The following is a 23,387-nucleotide window of genomic DNA, read 5'->3' as shown; positions in this document are numbered from 1 at the left end:
TCGACGAACTTTGATAATATTCATTTTCATCCCAATTACTCAAAAACCCCAATTCCAAGAGAACAGAAGGACAAAAACCATCAGTTTCTCGAAGCACCTGAAAATTCGCAAACTTCACTCCCCTACTCTCAAAGCCCAATTTCTTTCCGAATTCTGCCTGAAACTGAAAAGCAAACCAAATAGATTTGTTTGAATATTTAGATTCAGTTTCGCCAACATACACTTCAATCCCTCTTGCGTTTGGATTGTCCGAATGATTGCAATGCAAAGAAATAAATACATCCGCATCTAAAGCCTTGCCCAACTTGGTTCTATCTGATAGAGAAATAAGCGTGTCACTATATCTCGTCAAGTACATATCCAATGGTCGCTTTGACTGTCCGTTGAGTCTCAAAACCTCCAAAGCGATAGCCAGTACAATATCTTTTTCCTTGATGCCATTCATACCGATGGCACCCGAATCATTTCCGCCGTGCCCGACGTCAATAATTATTCTTTTTTGCGTTGCAGTTTCCTGTCCAAAAATGATGCATAGTTGCAGCAGCAAAAAGACAAAACTGACGTTTTTGAGCACTTTTTTCATTTTCATTTTTGAGGTTATTAACAGCTTGGTTGCATAATTCCATAAAATTTGATGTCAATTAATAGCAACGGAAATCAAACGAAATCAAATAATATTTTATTCACAAATAATTGATTATCAATATATTATAAACAAATATATGTAAATTTCCCCTAACGAAAATGAATCAAAATCTAAACTTTTACGTAATGAAAAAATCACTCTATTTGGCAACATTTCTGTCGCTGCTATCCACTTCTATTTTTGCGCAAATTGGTGGCATTGAAGATTCGGTTCTTGATGTTTCAAATACTATCCGAACCATTTTTCCCATTATTCTAGGCGTAATCTTCCTTATTGGTTTCCTATTCAATGCTGGACACTTCTTCGGCGAAAACTCAGACCTCAAAAAAGGGATTACAAGGGTTCTTGTATTTGTTTTGATTGCTGGTGCAGTGGTAGGCATATTCACGTACCTAATCGGAATCGTAGTCTAAGCCTCTAAGATGCCATTCTAAAAAAGTGTTCTATGAAAAAGTTCGAAATATATAAAAATATCAGAAAAAGGGCGGTCATTTTTGGACTGCCAATTTCCCTATTTGCCTTGATGATGGTTTCCATACTTGCTTCGCTCTTGGTCATCATATTTTCTTTGAGCTTCGGAGTCATAGTAGGCATACTCATTTTCAATGCAGCTTTATATGTCGCCTTGACGCACCTAACCAACAATCCACAACTTTTTCAGATGGCCAACGCCTTCCCTAAAATTATTAGTAACAAAAGAAATTCAGGCTTCGATTATGAACAAGATTAACCTTTCGGCATATCAACCCATTGTGGATATTCAGGATAATATAGTGTTTGCCAATAATGGCAATGTGGTCTTGTGCTATGAAGGCATCCTACCGGAAATCTACTCCCTGTCCGAAAGAGACTTTGAGGAACTACACGATGCCTGGTTTCAGGCTTTGAAGTCATTGCCAGTAGATACTGTAGTTCACAAACAGGATATCTACCTTAAAAAATCCTATTCTTCGGAACAACTTCCAAATACAACTTTTTTGGAAAAAGCAACACACGACCATTTTAAAGGGCGTGGGCATATTGTGCACACGTGTTATCTGTTCTTCATCTTAACCAAGAACAAGGCACTCAACAATCCGAAATATAGTAATCCTTTCAGGAAGGTTTCAAAGGGAATTGTACAAGAACTGGATGATACGGTAAGAACTTTTGTCACCTCGGTAAACGATTCTGTTTCCTTTATCAACAATAGCCGGCGAGTGTCGCTCAGACCACTAAATGAAAAAGAAATTGTTGGTCTTACAGAGACCTATTTCAATGGCTTCAATGAAGGTTTCGATACCGATATTTTACTGGATAAGAAAAGCGTCACTATTGGCGAAAACCATTTTGATGCCCTTGCCATCAATAGCGAACTGTGCTTTGGCGAAAGTGTACAGAGTAGCAAGACCAATGAGAAATTCACTTCTGACGATTTTGTATTTCATCAAGGGTTTATTGATGGCCTAGGGCTTACGCTTAACGAAAACCACATCGTCAATCAGATTTTGTATTTGGACGACAAACAAAAGTGGCGCAAGCTGCTCGATAAGAAGATAGAAGAACTGAACAAAAGCTCCAATTTTGGTTCACAGAACAAAGTGGTGCTCGGGAAAATTCAGCACATTCTCGATCAAATTAATGCCGATGACAATGCACGGGTCATTCGGGGTCATTTGAACATTGTTTATTGGTCGAAAGATGCCAAAGAACTGGATAAGATTACCTCAAAGATAAAAACCGAGTTCAAGGAACTGGATATCCTTCCCTACTATCCAAGAGGGGAAGAACGAAAGAATTATATATTGAACAGTTACTGCTGTTTCTCTTCCAATTTCTCAAATTACGATTTATACGTTACCGATTTGAAGCATGCGCTTTGTCTGTTCATCAATAACACCAATTACAAATCGGATGCTACTGGCATCATCTTTAATGATCGTGAAAACAATATTCCAGTTTTAAAGGATGTTTGGGACGAGAAAAAGAAACGCATCAAGGCTCGAAACTTTGCCATCTTTGCACCAACAGGCGAGGGCAAATCCTTTTTGGCCAATAACATCCTACGTCAGTATTTTGAAAGTGGCGTTCGGTTGGTGATTATCGATTTAGGTGGTTCTTATACCAAATTCGCTAAACTATATCCTGAGAAGTGTACGGTGCTGCGTTATGAAAGCGGCAAAAACTTAGGGATAAATCCATTTTATATCAGCCATCAAAATGACCTGACACCGGAACATCTTGAAGATCTGTCCGTATTCCTTTTTGAATTGTTTGCTTCGGATCTGAAAGTGACCAAGGCACAATCGGTTTCCGTCAAAAAGATACTGCGTCATTACTACGATAATACTTCAGAAAATCATTCTTTAGAAGGGTTTTATGACTTTATAGAAAGGAATCAGAAGGACCTTCTGAGCACCCTTAAAATCCATCCCGACTACTTCAATGTTACGAGCTTCTTGCACGTAATGTCCGAGTACGTCGGCGATGGTCTATATAGTTTCCTATTTAAAGTCAGTGAAGACCAGACCTATAAAATTGAGGATAAAAGATTGATTGTTTTTGAACTTGATGAAGTCAAGGACAATAAGGAAATCCTGTCCGTAATGTTGAAGCTGATCAAGTCAGCTATCCAAAGAACCATATGGAAGAACCGTGCTGAAAAAGGTATTATCCTGTTCGATGAGTTTGCCAAGCAACTAAAGTTTGAAAACGTACTGGAAAGCGTGGAATTCTACTACCAAGCAATCCGTAAACAAAATGGTGCCATTGGGATTATTCTACAATCCATCAATCAGCTTCCGAACAATTCAACATCGGCTAGCATCTTGGAAAACACTCAGGTCATTTACAGCCTCAATAACGAAAAGGGCTATGACGAACTGGCGAAAAGGCTCAACCTATCCAGCCACGATTTAAATCAATTGAAATCAATCAAGAACAATCTTTCCGGACCGAGAAAGTACACTGAAATGTTTATCAAGATAGGAAAGGAAAGTAACATTTTTCGCCTTGAAGTTCCGAAGGAAGTGTACGCAGCTTACCTAACCGATGGACAAGAAAACGAGGCCATAATGGCCATTTATGAAAAGACCAATGATATGGAATTGGCCATAAAAGAATTCACATCTAAAATTTAATATTATGAAGACAAAAATCAAAACAATCATGTTCGGGCTAATCTTAACGGTTACCCTCTTATTGCCTGGCGGTGCTACCGCCCAGGGAATGCCCACTTATGACAATACCAATTTTATAAGCTTGGTAAAACAACTGATAGAATCAGGAAAGCAAACCGCTAACATAATAAAGACCGTACAGTTCTTAAAAACACAAAAAGAGAACATTGAAAAAGTCAATAATGTGGTTAGGCAATTAAAAGCTGTCCGTGAAATTGGCCGGAACAATCAACGCCTCATCCAAGTGATGCAAAATGATTTAAGGGACATTCTTGATAGCCGGTACATCAAAGCCGATGAAGTTGCAAGAGTGTCGGGATCGTTCAGTGCTATCGTTGAAAACTCTTTGGATACCATGGATTTCATCGATGAGATTCTATCGAGCGATTATCTAAAAATGAGCGATGCAGAACGCACAGAAATTCTAAAAGAAAAAGAACTGGAATCGAAAGAAATGGTTTCCAATATCACAACCAAAACCAGACGGTACAAGGATATCATTTCCTTCAGAAAAATGCAGGACAAAATTAACAACCGGAAAACGAATTATTAAAAATGACCGCGACCATCATTTTAGGAATAGGTCTAGAATATATAGACACTGTTTTCCAGACCATACAGAACAGCAGTTTCTCGCAATACACTATTGGAGGAATAAAAACGCTTGCCGTACTATTCTTCTTGGTCAATGTTCTTAAAAAATATAATGAGGGTGTTGCAGAGAGATATGGATATACTTGGGGTTTAAGCCCTGGCGAACTGGCCAAGAATTTTGCAATAGTTGTATTGGTTATTTTTTCAACACAGGTATTGGGATTCTTCGATGGAATTCTAGTTGCCATAGAAGGCGTATACCGCGGTACGGCACCTACTTTACTTCCACTTCAATTACAGGATTTACCACTTGGGGAGGAAGTAGGTCTATTGGATGTTGCCAGTATGGCGATGACCTTATTATATGAAGCATTGGTCACACCACTTTATGGGTTTAAAATCATAGCTTTCATTTTCAGTGTCATCCTTTGGATTCTGGACCTTTTCATCTACCCGCTATTTCTTGCAGAACGCTATTTTTTATTAGGCATAATGCAAGCTTTTTTCCCCTTGGTCATAAGCCTAGCTGTTTTTGAAAAATTCAGGTCGCTTGCCTATACGTTTTTCAAACTATATGCTGCGGTATATATGCTTGTACCCGCCTTCTTTTTGGTCAATGTATTTGTAAATACACTCTACACGGAAATTAACGCCAACTTTTGGATTAATCTTTTTGGAACGGATGCAGGGCAAGGCTTTTTTGCACCAGTTGTACAACTGGGCTCTGTCGGTTTCATTGTCTTTCTGAAATTCAAACTATATAGACGTGCGACATCCTTCACACTCAGATTATTTACTGCCTAAGGCAGATTAAAAATAAAAATATGAAAACACCCTATAAAAATATTTATAATGTCCTAAAATTAAATCGATTCATCGTTTCAACAGTAGTTGTTTGTGCAATGCTATCCAGTACTTTTTCACTTTGGATGGCTTTTACCACCAATAAGAATGCACTTAATAGTGCCTTTGCAATCAATACCGATGGCAGCATCATTCCACTAAAACTTGTTGCCCAAAAAGAAAATTTTAAAGTTGAAGCCTTGGCGCATTTAGAACTGTTCCACAACTACTTCTATAATATCGATGCCGGTAATTATGAACGGAACCTAGAAAAAGCACTTTGGTTGGGCAATAGTTCCGTGGACAACCTGTATCTGCAGAAAAAGGCAGATGGTGTCTATAACCGGTTATTGCAATATTCCTTGGTTCAAAAAGTACTGAGTATCGAATCTAGCATATCGGAAAAGAACGGCTCGCACAGTTTTACTACCACGACCATTTTTGAAATCAATAGAGGCTCTATTGTCGATACCTACGAACTAGTTTCCACGGGAAACTTAATTATGGTTGACCGAAACTTCCCCAATAACCCTCACGGACTATTGATTACCGATTACTTTGAAAACACCTTAAAAAAAGTTACAAGTGCAAATTGAGCCGATAATCGGCATTTAAAAAATCACGATTATGAAAATTGAAAAGAACAAAATAGTATTTACAGCAATTTTAGCCGTGATCTTGATCTTCATGATTTCCTATTCCCTTATGGTGATGGGCGACGATGAAAGTGAGAATGAAAATCTTGAACAGACCTTGGTCCCTGATTTGGAAGAAAACCAAAAGGAGTACGATTCTAAATTGGATGCCGTCAATGATTTGAAAGAAGTTCGTGAGCACAACGCACCTAGTATCTATGACGAAAAGCTAATCGATTCTTTGGGTTTATATGATCCAAATCTGCCAGAACGTGAAAAGGAACGTATTGTGGATAGTATCTATGATGCTGTAAGGATTCAATATTCGGAAAAACAATATCAGAACTTCGGGAACAAGAAAGTTGCTCAAAAAGAAATAGACCAGATTGATTCAGCCAAAGTGAAGAGAGAGCAAAAAATTCAATCCAAGGAATTAGGCCTGGAACATCAATTATTCTTTGCCGCTTCGCCCAAACCCAATGACTTTTCAATCATCGGTGATACCGATGAAACTATTTATGTTGTAGTCGATGGCGACCAAATAATTATGGCCAATACCCGACTAAGAATGCGCCTTACCAAAGCAGCTACCATTAATGGTAAGCAGATGCCCAAGAATACCTTAGTTTTTGGATTCATACGTTTTCAGCCCAATCGTGCCTTGATTGAAATCGAAAATATCAATCATCATCCCACCAAGCTCAAAGCGTTCGATTTACAGGATGGCAGCGAAGGTATCTATGTAGAAAACAACTTTCGAGCTGAAGCTACCAATGAAGTTCTGGACGACATTATTGGCGATATCAACATACCAAGTGTCCCACAGGTTGGTGGAATCACCAAAGTACTCAGACGTAATAACCGGAACGTAAAAGTGGCCGTATTGAACAATTACAGACTTATTCTAAAACCAAAATTATGAGCTCATAATGGGCAATTTTAAACGCATTCCTATGAAAAGATATCTATTTATTTCATCCTTGATATTAGCTACCGCATTCGTACCCCTGCTATGCTCTGCACAGGATACAGCGCAAACATCGACAGTCCTCGACACCATTTATGCAAACGATAACAAAAACGTGGCACTCTTTTTTCCTGAACCCATCCGCCAAGGCATCACCGGTTCGGATAATTTTGTGTTTACGTACAATCGTGAAAAAGAACAGTATTTTGGCCTACTTCAGGCAAAGCCCGGAAAGGATAGTAATCTTCTGGTAGTCAACCGAAATGGAGCAGTTTTTTCGTATATCGTAAGGTATAAAGCGCAGCTTTCCAAACTCAATTATTTCATCCCATTATCGAGCGCTATTGGTAATGAAAGGCCAAATCTAGCCTTACCAATACTGACCAAAAAAGAACAACAAGCTAACAATGCAGACTACTACTTACGTGCCTGTACGTACTTATTGAATAACAAACAGCCTATGGCTATAAGAACACTTCAAAAACGAAACGATGGTATTGTGCTTAGTGTAACGAATATCGTATTTGACAAGGAAGAACTCTACTTTGTGATTGAAATTGAGAATACATCATCATTAGATTTTGATTTGAATTTCTTAAAACTCTCGATTGAAACAAGACAGAAGGGAAAAAGGAAATCGTTACAACGCCTGTATCAAGAACCTATTTTTAAGCACAATCTGCCATCGAAGATTGTAGAAAATGAAACGGTACGGTTCGTTTATGTCTTGCCCAAATTTTCATTGTCCAATGACCGTAGGGCAATTTTAAAACTGAACGAAAAAGATGGTGAGCGTAATATTGAACTAAAAATATTGCATCGTTTTATTAATAACCCTGATTGAAAATGCTATCCTTTATTTGAACTTTCATAAAAATACTGATTTTGAATTATGACCTGTCCTGTATAAAAGTGAGAGATCAGAACCTTAATCGTGTTCATATTGAATTGGCTTAAGTAACTTACAAAGCAGATGCAAATTATCATTAATCTGCATATCATTAATGTCAACTTAATAGAACTGGATTAGCCATACTTGTCTTTCCATTAGAATTTTTACCTGTTTTATGGCAATATTTCTCAGGAAAATTTGTGTCACCAAATTTATTCCAAACTTTCCAAGCTTCCTTAGATAGTGGTTGCTCTGGATTAAATGGGATTTCTGCACCTGTCCTAATACAGTAACCCATCTCATTCTTCTTTTTTATCGATTCCGAAACTGATTTTGCCTTTTTAGGCTTATTTTTCATTTCGCGTTCTGGTCTCTTATAGTCTTTTGAATCAACATCTAATTCATCAGGGAAATCATTTAGTTTTTTAGCCGTCCTTTCCTTTTTTAATGAACCATAATAATATTCAGTTTCATCTAATAAAATTTCAGATTTCAAATAGGATGTAGTTGATTTAAAAAGTCCTTTATCTGTCTTGTAAAGAGGGCGTCTAATGAAAACAACTTGATTTTTCTTTGCCACTTTCATGCATCTATTAAACGCATCATTATCTACGTTACTTTTTCCAAGCTTTAATGAATCCATAATTGATTGCTCATTAAATACACCAAACTCTATATTCTGATGCGTAAAGGAGTAATCATATAGGTTTACAGATGTTATCACACCTTTCTTTTCATTACCATAGTACTTGCCGTGTAATTGTGGCGCATGAATAATACTAATATCTGGAAACTGTTTAAAAAATTCAAAATCTTGTTTACTAAGACTTTTACTGACTTTTTTTTCATTTTTACCAAATACTAATATGATTTTCAAACAATCGTCATGGCTATGCTTTTCAAAAAGCTTTTTAAAGTGGGCATCTAATTTAATATATGGTGATACTATTAATAATATTTCTTCAGCATCCCATATGATTTTATCAATTTCTTTTTCTAGTGCTTTACCTGTTAAAAATGTACTCATTGTAGGTCATTTATATCTAGTTGTTATACTTCTTAAAATTTTCAGCCTGCTCAAAAATCTCTTTATAAACTTCATCTCTGTCAACTGGTGGGTAACCATTCTCGGCTAATAGTATAATGAGATCTACTTTTAATTCTGCTTTTATGTCTGAGCGTTTACTCCAATCGGTAAATTTCGCTTTGTCATCAACTACCTCCTTTACCTTTTGTGCTAATAGAATCAACTTGTCTTCTGGATAGGTGAAATCGTATTTAGAGCAAAGTTCTTTGAGTATGTCATAAAATGCCTTTTCTTCAAAGTCAATACCTAAGTCTTTAAAGGAGCCTCTTTCTTTTTTTATGGCGTGGTATAAATCTATAATTTCATCGGTAAAATCTTCCAGTACTTCACTGCGCAATACATCATCTTCACGTCGCTCATTATAGCGTTCAACAAGGGTCTGCATCTTTTTTGAGAAATCAGTGCCTTTGACTTTATTTACTTTTTTCAGGTCTCCAATAGCCTTAGCTAATAGCTGTTGCAAGAGCTTAATTTTTGTGTTCGGCAATTTTATTTTTTCAAGTTTAGCGAGATAAGAATCATCAAAAATGTCATACTCCTTGTTATCGCCTTCACCCAATTTAAAAATCTCTTCTACACCATCACTTGCTAATGCATTTTTAATCATTTCTCTCACCTTCGCATTCATCTGCGCTGTGTCTGGCGCATTGCCTTTGGTAAGTTTAAAAACAATAGATCTTACCGCTAAATAAAAATGGATGTAATCCTTCTCCTCTTGAGAGATTTCGCCGCTACCGGAACAAATATCATAAGCTGCCTTCAATCGTTTTACGATAAACATAAAACGCTTTTCCAAATCTTCTGTAAGTTGCACAAATTCGGCAGCTTCGTTTAAAGTATTGAGTTGCTCTAATGCATTGCCACGGAAATATCCTTTGGCATCAAACGAATGAAATATTTTGTGCAATAAATCTAGATTATCTCTTGTCACTACTATGGATTGCTGTATATCCTCAAAGTTTTGACTATCGGCTTTATTGTAATGTGCTAAAGCTAAATTCATCTGCTTTTTGATGCCAATATAATCAACTACAAGTCCCTTGTTTTTTCCTTTAAAAGTTCTATTAACTCTAGATATGGTTTGTATAAGATTATGCTGCTGAATCGGTTTATCAATATAAATAGTATCTAAAAATGGCACATCAAAGCCAGTCAACCACATATCAACAACAATGGCTATTTTAAAGTTAGATTTCTCATTTTTAAACTGACGATCAAGTTCTTTGCGATACTCTTTATTTCCTAAAGCATCATACATATCCTTAGAATCATCCTTACCTCTGGTCATTATCATTTTAATGCGTTCCATTGGTTTAATTTCACGCTTATCCTTATATGATAATTCAACACCTTCTTCGGCAACTTTAATTTCAGCCCATTCTGGACGCAAGGCAATCACATTTTTATAAAACTCGTAAGCTATTTGTCTACTGCTGCATACAAACATGGCTTTTCCTTTCACAGTTGCCCCTTCACTCACTCTACTTTCGTAGTGCTTTACAAAGTCTTCTGCTAAGGCTTTTAAGCGTTCAGGATCGCCTAAAATGCTGTTCATATTTGCCGATGCCTTTTTACTTTCTTCTATTTGGTAGTCGTTAGCACCTTCTTCGGCTACTTGATTATAGTATTCTTCTATCTCGTAAAGTTTTTCGTTTTTAAGAAGCACTTTGGCTGCACGACCTTCATAGACTATGCGGACTGTGATTTCGTCTCTTACAGATTCTGTCATGGTGTATGCATCCACAATGTCTCCAAATACATCTAATGTGGCATCAATTGGTGTGCCTGTAAAACCAACATAAGTAGCATTTGGTAAGGAATCATGCAGGTATTTCGCAAATCCATATGATTTTACAACGCCTTTCTCTGTAACTCTTATTTTTTGGTCTAAATTGATTTGACTACGATGCGCTTCATCTGAAATACAAACCACATTCGTTCTATCGGTTAGTAATTGGGTATCCTCTGTAAATTTATGTATGGTCGTTAAAAACACACCACCACTTTGCCGATCTTGTAAATCGGTTCGCAATTCTGCTCTGCTTTCCACACTCTTTACAAAATTGTCTCCAATATATCCCTTGGCATTGGTAAACTGACCTGAAAGCTGATCGTCTAAATCTGTTCTATCGGTTATTAATACAATGGTCGGACTCGAAAAATGAATCGACTTCATCAACAAGCGTGTTAAGAACAACATGGTGAAACTCTTACCACAACCTGTAGCACCAAAATAGGTTCCACCTTTACCATCGCCATCTGGCTTTTGGTGTTTTATAATATTTTTATAAAGTTTATTAGCAGCATAATACTGTGGATAACGTGCCAAAATCTTTTCATCTCTTTTAGAAGAATCTGGCATGTAGATAAAGTTCCTAATAATGTCCCGTAACCGATCATGATGAAACATGCCATTGATTAGGGTAAACATAGAATCTATACCATCTACTTCTTTTTTTGAGCCTTCAATTTTACGCCATGCATAAAAGAACTCATAAGACGCAAAGAACGAACCTGCTTTAGTATTGACGCCATCACTAATTACACAAAACGCATTGTATTTAAATAACTCTGGAATATCTCTTTTGTAACGCACTGTTAATTGTACAAAAGCATCGTGAATGGTGGTGTTTTCTTGAATAGAAGTTTTAAACTCAAAAACCACCACTGGCAATCCGTTGATGTATAAAATGCCATCTGGAATCCGTTTTTGAGAACCCTCAATTTCTAACTGATTAACAATTTTATAGCTGTTGTTATTTTGTTTGCTGTAGTCTATGAGGTATATCCAAATGTCTTTTTGGCTGCGATCTTCGCGTTTAAATTTAAAACCGTTAGACAGTTTGGTCATAAACGCCTTGTTACTTTCGTAAAGATCTGATGCTGGTAATACTTGTAATTCTCTTATAATTTGCGCTGCCTCATTAACAGTGAGCTGTTCTTTTTTATATTGATTGAGCAAAAACGATTGTAAATCTTCCTTTATTAAAACTTCATCTGGCGCTCTTACAATAGTGTTGCCATGAACATGGGGAATATCCTTTTGTTCTAAAAGTTCTATAAATGCTTGTTCTAATTGTGCTTCGGTAAATTTCACTCTTCAAATATTATCTTAGATATTACTTATAATTGCTCATAATAAGCTCTTATTTTTTGTGCCATCAATATACGTCTTGCCTTTAGAAAATCATTATAATCGTCATATGTAGCTTTGTACAAAACATTTGGAATATCATTAAACCGCAAATTGCTTTCTAAAGCCTGTCTTGAATCTATTGTACTTATGTTAAAAGTGCCTGCCTGTATTTCTTGCATTGTTTTTGCTAAATACTCTTTTGGTGGCATCTTACCTACTTTAATATTTGTGGCTTGTTCTGTGTACACAAAATTTGCTACTTGATTATATTGGCGTTGGATGAATCCATTATCACTTAAATACTTCTTCGGAAAAATATGATGAATATCGCCTCGCTGCTCGATTAAGCTAGTAATCTTCATGCTTTTTGATAGAAAGGCCGCTGCATTTGCATTGCATTGCGCTGCTAAATACACGTTATAAGCATTGTTATTTACACTAGAACTTTCTAAATCTGAAACCAAACTAAAATCCCAGAAACCTTCTCCAAGATTGTTTTGTTCCATTTGCGCTAAATAATCGGCTATTCCTTTTTCATTGATTTGTTTAATATCTTCATCTATCATCGATTCTGATGAACCAGAATATCTCCCAATTAATAATGACATAATTAACCAACGTTTCACATAATGCTGCACTTCGGTTTCTGCCATACCTTCTTTTCGTAATTTTAAATATAAGGCATATGAAAAATTAAGGCTATTTTTTGATGAAATGAGCTTGCTATTTATTAACCCTGTAGATTGTACCAACATAATAAAACGTTGATAGTTTGTTTGGTTCACAAAATCCATTAAACCTTCGGATAACATGGCATAACTTCTTTCAGCAATCTCTTCTTGATAGGTTCTGGTTTCAAAGTTTCTACCAGATAATAAAGCTACCAAATCACTGAACTTACCTCTACGAAATTTATAGGTGTAAGACACACGTAATACATCAATATAGTTTGGAACGTACAAATCATCACTACCTGTTGCCATCCATTTTAAGGCCTTGTAATACTCATGATTAGCAAACGTCGTATCATTATCTACAATGTGCTTATTAAAACCTTTATCTACGATAAGCCTACAGAAGTAATCTACTAATTTTCGCATTCTGTTGCCGCCATGCTCTTCGTCGGCAGCAATTTTTGACATTACAAAATCGGCATTACTTAACACAACTCCTTTTTGATTGATACGAATAAATATTTCGGTAACCGTATCAATATCTAATGAGTGATCTAATTCAATAATACCAACTTGTTTGTTCTTGATACGTTTAAGATTTTCTATTCTATCTTCAATCAAATCCTCATCAGCATCAGGGTTTAATTCTATATAGTTTCTAATTGCTTTAGTAATTGATATCTCGTCATTAACAATAGGATTAATATTATTAATCCATTCGCTACTTTTTTCAAGCGCTTTATTTAATACTTCAAATTTTTCAGTTAAAGGATTAAAAGCAATACGAATATTCACTTCTTTATAGTTTTTATTCAATACCCGTTGCCCAACAATAGCAGCTGTTAAAGCTGTAATACGTTGTTGCCCATCTATCAATACTTTTTTACCAGCCGATAGTTCACCATTTTTAAGTTTTACATCAGGATTACGCCATGTTATAATATAGCCAACAGGATAGCCTTGGTATAATGAATCTATTAAATCTCTTACTTTAGCAGCTTTCCAAACAAATGGCCTCTGTATTTCTGGTATGGCGATATCGCCAGACTTTATCCAACTTAATAAGGTTTCTACGGGTTGTTGGTGTACGCTATATTTTGCCATGTTATTTCTTATAATTCATTAATATCCTTCTCAATCAACTTATACTGATCTTTAATTTCTTCACCCATATAGAACTCTAATAAGTCCTTTTTAGTTAATGTTCCTGTAGCTAAAAATTGAGTGAGGTATTTTTGATTAAAATCCATTAGCAACATTGACTTTTCGAGCTGTTTAAGGATGTCTTTATTATTATCTATATTTTTTTCTACTAAAGTTTTAATGGCGTTTATTTCGTTAATATCCTTAATAATACGAGTAACAATAACGGCCAGCACCTCTTTATCAAGTTCAATAGTTTTTGCGTTTATGGCAATATCTCTTGCTAACATATAAGCAATAAAAAGATTGTTATAATCTCCCTTTTGGGAATCTATAATGGCGACAAAACCTATCTCTCGAATATAGCCGACATTTTCAGTGTATTTTAAAATAGAATTGTCGACTAATGAAATATCAAAAACTATTAAACTTACTCTTGAGTTACGGTTGGCATTGGACTCAATAAGCTGACTCCAAGCAGTATCTGTTTTTCTAATAAATAGGTCTTTAGTGTCAATTTCTCCGAGCTTAATACTTTTATCAAACTTACACTCTATGGCGATTTTTAAGTCTGAATCACCATTAACTTGGCAAATAATATCTCCTGTTTTGTTTCTCGCTAATTCTCCTGCCGTATTTCCTGTTAATAATGCTACATCTTTCATGCGCTTAGACTTAAAATAATCATTAAGTGCTTCTGCAATTTCATCTTCTGCTAATGTGCCTTTAATAGTTGATTTGTAGAAGAGCTCCTTTTTCATTTCAAAAATCATCTTTAGGCTTTCTAGTTCTGTGCCTAACTCGTTAGATGTTCTTGATAGAAAGGATGACAAACGGTCTTCCATTAAAGCCAGAACGCCTATATACAAGGCTCGTATCAACTTATCATCACGTTCTGTTGACGGTAAATTATCAAAATAGTTAAACACAATGTCATTGTCTATTTCAAAATTTTGGACCTCTAAACGCTTTAGTTTTTGATTTAGTTTTATTGTTGACATAACTATACTTCTTCGATTATAAATTCTCTCATTTTACCAATGGAATACGACAAATCCTCAAAAGAGGCCGTTCCACAGTCAGCTCTATGATGTATTTGATTCCTTACATGAGTGTGAATAGAAACTTCATTAGGATAGGCCATCCACGGACTATTATTAGGTTCACCTTTTACAGCTTGGAAATAATCTTGGTCAAATCTTTTTATACCAACATCTTCCGCATGCACTGTTTTTAGATGTTCAAATAATTCGTTGTGGTATTCTTCTGTTATCTCACCAAAAGCACTGTAATTAATTTCATTTAAAGAAGGATAAGGAAGATGACCTGCCTCAACAGCTTCAATATTCTTATTTAGTTCAACATCGATTGAAATAAGTCTCAAATTTGAAAAATCCAATTCTTTCACTACCATAGGACTATGTGAAGTAAGCAAAATTTGAGTATTATCCAATTCAGATAAATCAATAAATGACCTTATTAATAACTTCTGGTGCTCTGTATGTTGGGATGTTTCTGGTTCCTCAATGGCGTAAACAATAGCGGGTAACCCTTCTTCATCTTTTCTTCTTTCTGCTTCTGCTCGAAAGAAATTCAATAGTATTAATCGCTTTACACCACTTCCTCTTTTATTAATTGGAATACCTTCATCTCCAGAAATAGTTACACTTTTAAAAACATCTTTCCATTTTAAAGTCTCTGAGTCAGGAATGACAGGTATTAAACTTTCTGCAATGTCAGGATTCATTTCATTCAATTTTGCAAGTGTACCCTCGGCAACTTCTGTCAATTTTCTCTCAACTTCATCAGCAACTTCTTTCAACTTTTCTTTAATAGAGTCATCTTTTAAAATCTGTTCTACAGCAAATCTCAATGGGTCTTGAACTTCGCTATCACCATCATGGTTCTTTCTATCTGATTGAAACAAGACAAATAAAGGCATAAATTCCTTTAATTTTATCCAAGTATTCTTTGCATCCTCTTTGGAAGCATCAATTTCAATATCACTCAATTCGAGCTCATCAACACTTTCCCAAATTGCTTTGCGCATTATGGCATTTCTAGTCTTATCGGCACATTCAATACTACCATCATTTATGATTTTTCTTAATTCAGTTTGTTTCTTCAACAACAAATCAGAACAATCTGAATTAGTTGGGTGATTTGCTTTAATAAACACCTTTTCTTTTCCACCATTTTTGTATCGCTTACTTATTTCTAGACAATCATCAGCATTGAGAAGATATTCACCTGATAATGTTGTAGGGTTTGTGGCGTCAATTAATATTTCATCTGGAAAATCTTCAAAAACAACAGAAATAATTATTTCATCATCACCTTCAGACAAGGCTCCTTTATTAACATCATCTTTATCCATTTTAATTGCACCTTTACCCTCATTGAAAAAAATATCCAAGGCTTCTAAAACAGTAGACTTACCAATATCATTTTTACCTACAAATACAGTTAAGTCATTTAAGTCTATTGAAACTTCTTCTTTATAACTTCTGAAGTTTTTAAGTTTTACTGTTTTGATTTTCATAATTCTATTATTAGTTATATTATTTTAGAGGTCAGTAGATAAGTGCTTATCTTTAGTATGAGTAAATATATTGAATTATGGACATATTTAAGGGTCAAAACATTCTAGAGTTCTCTGATCGGTTCAAAACGGACTTGGATTGTAAAGAATATCTAGCTGGTTTAAAGGGAAGAAATACATATGAATGTCTTAAGTGCAATCATACCGCTTGTCAGGTAAAGGTTGATTTTGCACGCCAATGTAATATCTGTGGACATAAGGAATCCGCTACTGCGAACACTATATTCCACAAAGTTAAATTCGGTGTTAGAAAGGCCTTTTTCATTTGCTTTGAAATGGCCACGAGTACTAAAGGTCTATCGGCAACGTATATGGGTGTACGTTATGGCGTGACAGAAAAGACTGCTAGATTATTTATGCTGAAAGTTAGAGAAGCTATGGCCTCTAGTGGAAATAACCCTATGGATGGTGATGTCCATGTCGATGAATTCGTACTTGGTGGTAGAGAAGCAGGGAAAATAGGAAGAAGCTACGATGGTAAGAAAAAGAAGGCTGTAACAGCTATCCAATTGACCAGGGACGGTAAGGTAAGGCGGATGTATGCAATGAAAATAGAGGATTTCTCCGCTCGATCCTTACAATACATGTTCATTAACCATATTAGCCGGGAAGCCAAAGTGACAACGGATAAATGGAGAGGATATAGACCTATTGCGAAAGCATTCGACATAACACAGATCAAAAGTAACAAGGGACTTAATTTTAAGGCACTTCATACAATGATTCATCAAGTAAAGTCTTGGATAAGAACAACATATTCTTGGGTGAGCGATGCTAATCTGAACAGATATTTCAACGAGTTCTGCTTCAGGATCAACAGGTCTCAAAGCAAAGCTACAATCTTCAACAATCTAATAGTCAAAATGGTGCAAGGAGATAAAATTAGTCAAGCAAAATTAATAAGCAACTAACTACTGACCTCTATATTATTTTTTCTTCAACCTCGACCCTTGTCATTTTTGAGAGTAATATTTCTTTCATTTCTTTAATTAGTTTTGTCTTTTCTGTACAAGAAATGATTTTTCTAAATATTGGCTGAATTAATTCATTAAAGTCATACAATAGAGACTTGTTTGATTTTATAAGATTAATACTCATTAAATTTTTCTGATTTATTTTTGGTTGTGCCGCACCTGTGACTAAATGACCAGCATTAACATAGAAAAGTGCCAATTTCAAATATTCTGTAGTATAAGGCTCCTTTCCTTTTATAATATGCGCATGATTATTTAGCCAAAATTTACCCCATATATATTGGGTAGCAGGTCTTCCTCTTTCGTCGACAACATTAGCACCGTCCTCAGAAACTAATAAGTAAACCCCATCATAAATAAAATCATTTATATAATCAATAATTGACATAGCACCGTAATAAGGAAAATCTCCAGGGATTTTTTTTCTTTCATCCCCAGACAATGGTTTTCTTAAATTATCTAAGCAATAACATAAATTATCTAAAGTATCAATCTCCCACCCCTTAGGAATCTCCTTATCCAATTCCTCATTATACACCATTTCTCCACCAGAAGATTTATAAGACTTGCATTCTTTATTAGGAAATTCAAAATCTACAAACCAATGTTTATATAAAGTTTGAGCAGTTTCTTCGAGTTTTTGATTGAGTTGTTCGTTAAGAGCAATGCGATTGGTAATGGTGCTGTATTCGTTTACGATTTTCTGTTGTTTATCAATTGAAGGAATTGGAAGTTCAAAATCTAAAAAATCATCCCAGTCTAAACTTCCTCTGACACCACCAACAGCATGAAAAGTTGCCTGTCTATCAAATTCACTTCTAGAAAACCACATCATTAAATATTCTGGAAGTAGTTTATTTTCGCCAATCACTCTGAAAACTGGATAGGCTTGTGAAATTAAGGCTTCATCAAAATCTTGCAACAAGGCTAATGGCATTTTTCCATCTCGTCTTACCTGCATGATACTGCATGCAAATTGTCCTTTTTTGATAATCTTATAATTCTTCATGTTTGTCCCAACTGTATTTGCCACAGATGGAATAAACTGTTTAGAAATACTCAGCCCTAAAAGTAGTTCAACTTTGAGTTCCTTATTGCGCTCATCAACAAGTTCTATATAGTCGCCTATTCTTTTATAATTCGATCTCAAACCCTAACTCTTTAAATACTTTTAATAGCTCATGTTTTGATTGTTGTTCTTCTATCAGTAGCCCTGTAAATTCCTCTTTAAGGGTTTTCATTTTATCATCAAAATTGATGTTCTCATCTCTATTTACAAACTCAATGTACTGACTTGGCATCAAAGAATAGTCCTTTTTCTTGACTTCATCTAAATAGGCACTGTAACAGTATTCTGGCTCATCCTTATAATCATTATCATTTTGTTGCCAGTTATGATACGTTTCAGCAATAGTATCAATCTGATCCAGACTAAATTGGATGTATTTTTTTTCAAATGGTACACCAATCTCTCTTAAATCCATAAACAAGATCTCGTCTTTACGATTTCTATAGTGTCTAGAAATATCACCAATCATTCTGGTGTGTTCTGTCTTGTTCTTATTTAAAATCCATAAAGTGACGCTGATATTTGTAGTATAAAACATGTTTTGAGGTAGAATCACAATGGCTTCTACCAATCCGTTATCAATGATTTTTTTGCGAATTTTATATTCATCACCACTACCAGAAAGTGCTCCGTTTGATAATAAAAATCCAGCCACACCATTTTCAGATAATTTAGATGCCATATTTAATATCCAACCGTAATTGGCATTGCTTGTTGGTGGTACCTCATAACCCATCCAACGAGGGTCGTCTATTAATTCATTATCGGCTCGCCAGTCTTTTTGGTTAAACGGTGGGTTGGCCATGATATAATCGGCCTTTAAGTCTTTATGCTGGTCGTCTGCAAAGGTATTGGCTGCTTTTTCACCTAGATTGCCAGAGATACCACGTATGGCAAGATTCATTTTAGCCAGTTTATAGGTGGTATTGGTATATTCTTGTCCGTAGATAGAGATATTACGTTTATCACCATGATGGCTTTCTATAAACTTTATAGACTGCACAAACATACCTCCAGAACCACAGGCAGGATCATAGATAATACCTTCGTAAGGTTCTATCATTTCGGCAATAAGGTTTACTATACTTTTTGGCGTGTAGAACTCTCCTTTACCTTTCCCTTCTGCAATGGCAAACTTGGATAAGAAGTATTCGTAAACACGGCCTACTATATCTTGGGATTTGTCCTTTTGGGTATCGATATTATTAATGGTATCTAAAAGTGCTGCAAGCTTACTAATATCAAGTTGTAATCGTGAAAAATAATTATCTGGCAATGCACCTTTAAGTGATGGGTTGTTTTTTTCAATAGTGTGTAATGCCGTATCTATCTTTAAGGCAATATCGTCTTGCTTCGCATTTTGTATGATATAAGACCAACGCGCTAGTGGTGGCAGGAAAAAGACGTTCTTCATGTTGTAGAACTCTTTCATCTCAATATACTTTTCTTTGCCTTCTGCTATGAGTTCTGTTTTACGAGCTTCAAACTTATCACTGGCAAACTTTAGGAATATTAAGCCTAATACTACATGCTTGTATTCGGATGGCTCTACGGAACCCCTTAGTTTGTTGGCAGAATCCCAAAGAGATTCTTCTATTGATTTTTGCTTTTTGGTTGTTGTTTTTTTTGCCATGTATTGTTTTGCTTTTTAAGGTAACAACTTACGATCAAGTCCCTGACACCTTAACTATTAATAATATGCTTCCTTAAAAATTTCATTACGTCGAGAGTTTTCTTGTACGATGATTTTCCCGTTTTTAAAGTATTGCGTACAAATTATGGCTTTTTGTCGATTTTTATTACTGATTCCCGTAATCAAATCAAAAAAAATCCTGTTTCCTTTGCTTAAGCCAAACTTACTTAAGTTCGCTGGCCTAGATTATTCCGTTCTTATTGTGCTTATGCAGAAACCCTATGTAAAATCAATGATTTGGTTATAAATAAACCTGTCATATAATTTTATAAGTTTAGTATAATTCAAATGGCATTAAATCTAGGCCAACTAAATTCAATAAATGAAGCCACTAACCAAATCCCGTTTCAAGCTAGGACTAGAATGCCCAAACAAACTTTACTTCACCTCAAAAAAGGAATATGCCAACCAAAGTTTGGATGATTCCTTTTTACAGGCGCTGGCAAAGGGTGGCTTTCAGGTAGAAGCATTGGCTCGTTTGCATTACCCAGGTGGAATTTTTATTGATACTGAAAATTATGAGTATGACAGGGCCAAGAATCTTACTCAAAAACAGTTGACCAAAGATGTTGTTTCGATATATGAAGCAGCCATTGGGCATAACGGCCTTTTCATCCGTACAGACATTATTTCAAAAAAAGGAAACCACATTAAACTCATAGAAGTCAAAGCCAAATCGTTTGACCCCAATGATGAATTTCTATTTCTCGGAAAACGAGGTGGGATTAACAGTGGCTGGAAATCATATCTTTTTGATTTGGCTTTCCAGAAATATGTAGCGCAAAATGCTTATCCCCAATTTACCTTTGAAGCCTATCTTCTAATGGCGAACAAAACCAAAACGGCAAAGGTTGATGGTCTTAACCAATTGTTCCGCATACCTAAAGACGGTAATCCTAGAACGGATGCCGTTACCAGTATTTCCTCCATTGATGAAATTGGAGATTCGGTCCTTTCTGAAGTCAATGTAGATGCTCTTATCAATGGAATCATCGCAAATGAATATCCCTATTTTGATAATCTATCTTTTGAAGAATCTATTAATCTCTTTAAGGATTCCTACCAAAACAATCAGTATTTAAATTGGCCAACGCAATTTGGTAGCTGTAAAGGCTGTGAATTTAGAACAACAGATGAGCAAGAAAAGGAAAAATTAAAATCTGGATTTAAGTATTGCTTTGAAAAACAACATAACTGGAAACCTTCAGATTTCGAGAAACCCAATGCCTTTGAGATTTGGAATTTTAGAGGAAAAAATCTGGTTGAGGAAAACCGATTGTTGATGGATGCTGTCACCGAGGAAGACATTAACATAAAACCAGAAGCCGGAAGATTATCGGCTTCGGAACGGCAATGGATTCAAGTAGAAAAAGCCCAACAAAATGATAACTCTATTTTTGTTTTAAAAGAGGAACTAAAACAGGAAATGGACACTTGGAAATTTCCATTGCATTTTATCGATTTTGAAACCAGTACGGTTGCCCTACCCTTTACAAAGGGCAGAAGACCCTATGAACAAGTTGCCTTTCAGTTTTCACACCACCAACTAAATGAGGACGGAAGTATTGAACATAAAAGTGAATACATCAATAATACTCCTGGGGAATTTCCCAATTTTGAATTTGCCCGCGCTTTACGAACATCGCTTTCCAAAGACCAAGGAACCATATTTAGATTTGCAGCCCATGAAAACACGATTGTAAATGCCATTATTTCGCAATTGCAGACAAGCAGTGAACATGATGCCCAAGAATTAATTTCATTTTTAAAATCCATTTCCACCGCTACTAAAGACAATGTGGACCAATGGACAGGCAATCGCAGTATGGTTGACTTAAATAAAGTTGTCAAGGATTACTATTACAATCCCTTAACAAAAGGTTCAAATAGCTTAAAAGCGGTTTTACCGGCAAGTTTACATTCTAGTCCCTATTTACAAAAAAAGTACGCACTACCAATTGGCAATATAAATGTAGGTAGTACCAATTTTGAGGGAAATCAAATTTGGTTAGAAAAAAACGGGGATGAAGTCATTAACCCATACAAAATACTACCTCCGCTATTTGATGGGTGGAGTATGCTTGATTTAGATGAAACGATCTCTGAATTGGAAGGCATTGCAGATGGTGGCGCAGCGCTTACCGCTTATGCCAAACTACAATATGTTGACATGGAGCAAAATGAACGTGACGAGATTACCAATGCCCTTTTAAAGTATTGCGAATTGGACACTTTGTCCATGGTGATAATTTATGAGCATTTTAGGTATGATATCATCAATTGAAAAATCCTTCATCACTCGATTGAAATTCTATTTAAAGAAGGTGTGCTAACCCTTGCTTTATTTTAGATTTAGAAATCATCAACATAGTATCCCTATTTTAACTTTCAAATACTACTCCAAGATAATCATTATCAAATAGTTTTTTTTGCTCTTGCGCTTGCTCTTGCTCTTGCTGCTCGTAAATATTTAAATTATCCCTGCGGGATTAGCATTCAAAATATTAGGTATTTAAGTTGGCACAACTTATTTGAAATTTAAACTAAGTGATTATTATGAATCAAAAAACACTGTCAGTTTTGTTCTACTTGAACAAATCCAAGGTTAACAGTAAAGGAGTTTGCCCTATTAAGTGCAGAATGACATTCAACAAAAGACGAAAAGAATTCTCAACAGGCGAGTTTATTGGTTCTTTGGAATGGAACGCCAAGAAACAAAAAACCTATTCCAATACTATCGCAAATCAACAAATCAATCTGCAGTTAGAAATAATTTCAGTTAACATTAAAAAGGCATATTTACAACTTCAAATGTTGGATGTTGCGTTTGGAGTTGAAAAATATTTGCTAAATACCTAGGTAAAGAGGAAAAGAAGCAAGAATATGTGATTTCCTATTTTGAGAAATTTCTTTCAAAACAATCTAAGTTAATTGGTAAAGATCTTAAATTATCAACTTGGAAAAAATCTGAATATGTATGTAGTGATTTAAGGGCATTTATTGAATCTAGTTATAGGGAAAAGGATTACCCTTTCGATAAGTTAAATCAATCATTTTTAGATGATTTTGAATACTTTCTCAAAACGGAAAAGAATCAAAAACAGGTAACCATAAACAAGGCAATACAAAGGTTTAGGAAACCTATTAACCTGAGTTCGATTAAAACATAACTAGTTGATTTGTTTTAACGGTTTGATATTTGATGCTAGGTTTCTTGGGCAAGAAGCTATATGCAATAAGGCCTGAGATAATATTCACCAAGAAATTACCAAAG

General features: G+C 35.4%; 20 protein-coding genes. 12 read left to right on the top strand and 8 right to left on the bottom strand.

Going from position 1 to position 23,387, the window contains the following annotated elements; all coding sequences use genetic code 11:
• On the bottom strand, positions 1–583 hold a 583-nt coding region (locus ES765_RS19580; protein WP_138116032.1), incomplete at its 3' end, for an N-acetylmuramoyl-L-alanine amidase.
• A gap of 188 nt (positions 584–771) precedes the next feature.
• On the opposite strand from ES765_RS19580, the gene ES765_RS19575 reads away from it, so the two are divergent.
• Genes ES765_RS19575 through ES765_RS19540 form a run of 8 tightly spaced genes read left to right on the top strand, consistent with a single transcriptional unit; the run spans position 772 to position 7,687 of the window.
• Positions 772–1,059 carry a hypothetical protein gene (locus ES765_RS19575; protein ID WP_138116031.1) on the top strand — a complete coding sequence of 96 codons (288 nt, stop codon included), beginning with the start codon at positions 772–774 and terminating at the stop codon, positions 1,057–1,059.
• A gap of 32 nt (positions 1,060–1,091) precedes the next feature.
• Complete coding sequence (locus ES765_RS19570) at positions 1,092–1,376, top strand: hypothetical protein (RefSeq protein WP_138116030.1); 285 nt, start codon at positions 1,092–1,094, stop codon at positions 1,374–1,376.
• Positions 1,363–3,765 carry a TraG family conjugative transposon ATPase gene (locus ES765_RS19565; RefSeq protein ID WP_138116029.1) on the top strand — a complete coding sequence of 801 codons (2,403 nt, stop codon included), beginning with the start codon at positions 1,363–1,365 and terminating at the stop codon, positions 3,763–3,765. Before ES765_RS19570 ends, ES765_RS19565 begins: the two co-directional genes overlap by 14 nt.
• A gap of 4 nt (positions 3,766–3,769) precedes the next feature.
• Complete coding sequence (locus ES765_RS19560; protein WP_138116028.1) at positions 3,770–4,357, top strand: conjugal transfer protein; 588 nt, start codon at positions 3,770–3,772, stop codon at positions 4,355–4,357.
• Between the two features lie 2 nt (positions 4,358–4,359).
• Positions 4,360–5,202, top strand: a complete 843-nt coding sequence (locus tag ES765_RS19555) for a hypothetical protein (RefSeq protein WP_138116027.1) — start codon at positions 4,360–4,362, stop codon at positions 5,200–5,202.
• A 20-nt stretch (positions 5,203–5,222) separates the two neighbouring features.
• Positions 5,223–5,837 (top strand): conjugal transfer protein TraK, encoded by a 615-nt coding sequence (locus tag ES765_RS19550; RefSeq protein ID WP_138116026.1) that lies wholly within the window; start codon positions 5,223–5,225, stop codon positions 5,835–5,837.
• Positions 5,838–5,868: 31 nt separating this feature from the next.
• Entirely contained in the window at positions 5,869–6,798 is a 930-nt protein-coding gene (gene traM, locus ES765_RS19545) for a conjugative transposon protein TraM (protein ID WP_138116025.1), read from the top strand.
• 31 nt (positions 6,799–6,829) lie between these two features.
• Positions 6,830–7,687, top strand: coding sequence for a DUF4138 domain-containing protein (locus tag ES765_RS19540; protein WP_138116024.1), 858 nt, complete (start codon positions 6,830–6,832; stop codon positions 7,685–7,687).
• A gap of 163 nt (positions 7,688–7,850) precedes the next feature.
• On the opposite strand, the gene ES765_RS19535 is transcribed toward ES765_RS19540, so the two are convergent.
• The 5 genes from ES765_RS19535 to ES765_RS19515 are packed head-to-tail and all read right to left on the bottom strand — an operon-like array spanning position 7,851 to position 16,317.
• On the bottom strand, positions 7,851–8,762 hold the full coding sequence (locus ES765_RS19535) for a phospholipase D family protein (protein WP_138116023.1): 912 nt from the start codon (positions 8,760–8,762) through the stop codon (positions 7,851–7,853).
• 16 nt (positions 8,763–8,778) lie between these two features.
• Positions 8,779–11,919, bottom strand: coding sequence for a type I restriction endonuclease subunit R (locus ES765_RS19530; RefSeq protein WP_138116022.1), 3,141 nt, complete (start codon positions 11,917–11,919; stop codon positions 8,779–8,781).
• Positions 11,920–11,945: 26 nt separating this feature from the next.
• Positions 11,946–13,736 carry a DUF262 domain-containing protein gene (locus tag ES765_RS19525; protein WP_138116021.1) on the bottom strand — a complete coding sequence of 597 codons (1,791 nt, stop codon included), beginning with the start codon at positions 13,734–13,736 and terminating at the stop codon, positions 11,946–11,948.
• A gap of 8 nt (positions 13,737–13,744) precedes the next feature.
• Positions 13,745–14,776 carry a hypothetical protein gene (locus tag ES765_RS19520; protein WP_138116020.1) on the bottom strand — a complete coding sequence of 344 codons (1,032 nt, stop codon included), beginning with the start codon at positions 14,774–14,776 and terminating at the stop codon, positions 13,745–13,747.
• Positions 14,777–14,778: 2 nt separating this feature from the next.
• Positions 14,779–16,317 (bottom strand): ATP-binding protein, encoded by a 1,539-nt coding sequence (locus tag ES765_RS19515; RefSeq protein WP_138116019.1) that lies wholly within the window; start codon positions 16,315–16,317, stop codon positions 14,779–14,781.
• A 77-nt stretch (positions 16,318–16,394) separates the two neighbouring features.
• Here ES765_RS19515 and ES765_RS19510 point away from each other — a divergent pair, with 77 nt between their 5' ends.
• Positions 16,395–17,288: an IS1595 family transposase gene (locus ES765_RS19510; RefSeq protein WP_138116018.1), complete on the top strand. Its 894-nt coding sequence runs from the start codon at positions 16,395–16,397 to the stop codon at positions 17,286–17,288.
• 10 nt (positions 17,289–17,298) lie between these two features.
• On the opposite strand, the gene ES765_RS19505 is transcribed toward ES765_RS19510, so the two are convergent.
• Together ES765_RS19505 and ES765_RS19500 are read right to left on the bottom strand one after the other, a co-directional pair.
• Entirely contained in the window at positions 17,299–18,501 is a 1,203-nt protein-coding gene (locus ES765_RS19505; protein ID WP_138116017.1) for a restriction endonuclease subunit S, read from the bottom strand.
• Positions 18,485–20,053, bottom strand: coding sequence for a type I restriction-modification system subunit M (locus ES765_RS19500; protein WP_138116016.1), 1,569 nt, complete (start codon positions 20,051–20,053; stop codon positions 18,485–18,487). Before ES765_RS19500 ends, ES765_RS19505 begins: the two co-directional genes overlap by 17 nt.
• A gap of 382 nt (positions 20,054–20,435) precedes the next feature.
• On the opposite strand from ES765_RS19500, the gene ES765_RS19495 reads away from it, so the two are divergent.
• From ES765_RS19495 to ES765_RS23020, 3 genes are all read left to right on the top strand, one after another.
• Positions 20,436–22,397 carry a DUF2779 domain-containing protein gene (locus ES765_RS19495; protein ID WP_138116015.1) on the top strand — a complete coding sequence of 654 codons (1,962 nt, stop codon included), beginning with the start codon at positions 20,436–20,438 and terminating at the stop codon, positions 22,395–22,397.
• A gap of 272 nt (positions 22,398–22,669) precedes the next feature.
• Positions 22,670–22,972, top strand: a complete 303-nt coding sequence (locus ES765_RS19490; RefSeq protein ID WP_138116014.1) for an Arm DNA-binding domain-containing protein — start codon at positions 22,670–22,672, stop codon at positions 22,970–22,972.
• A gap of 26 nt (positions 22,973–22,998) precedes the next feature.
• Positions 22,999–23,283, top strand: a complete 285-nt coding sequence (locus tag ES765_RS23020; RefSeq protein ID WP_171017380.1) for a phage integrase SAM-like domain-containing protein — start codon at positions 22,999–23,001, stop codon at positions 23,281–23,283.
• Positions 23,284–23,387: the final 104 nt, after the last annotated feature.

It is taken from the genome of Maribacter sp. ACAM166, from assembly GCF_005771495.1.
Lineage (GTDB): Bacteria > Bacteroidota > Bacteroidia > Flavobacteriales > Flavobacteriaceae > Maribacter.
The sequence above is the reverse complement of the archived record's forward strand: the minus strand, read 5'-3'. Positions and strand labels throughout refer to the sequence as shown.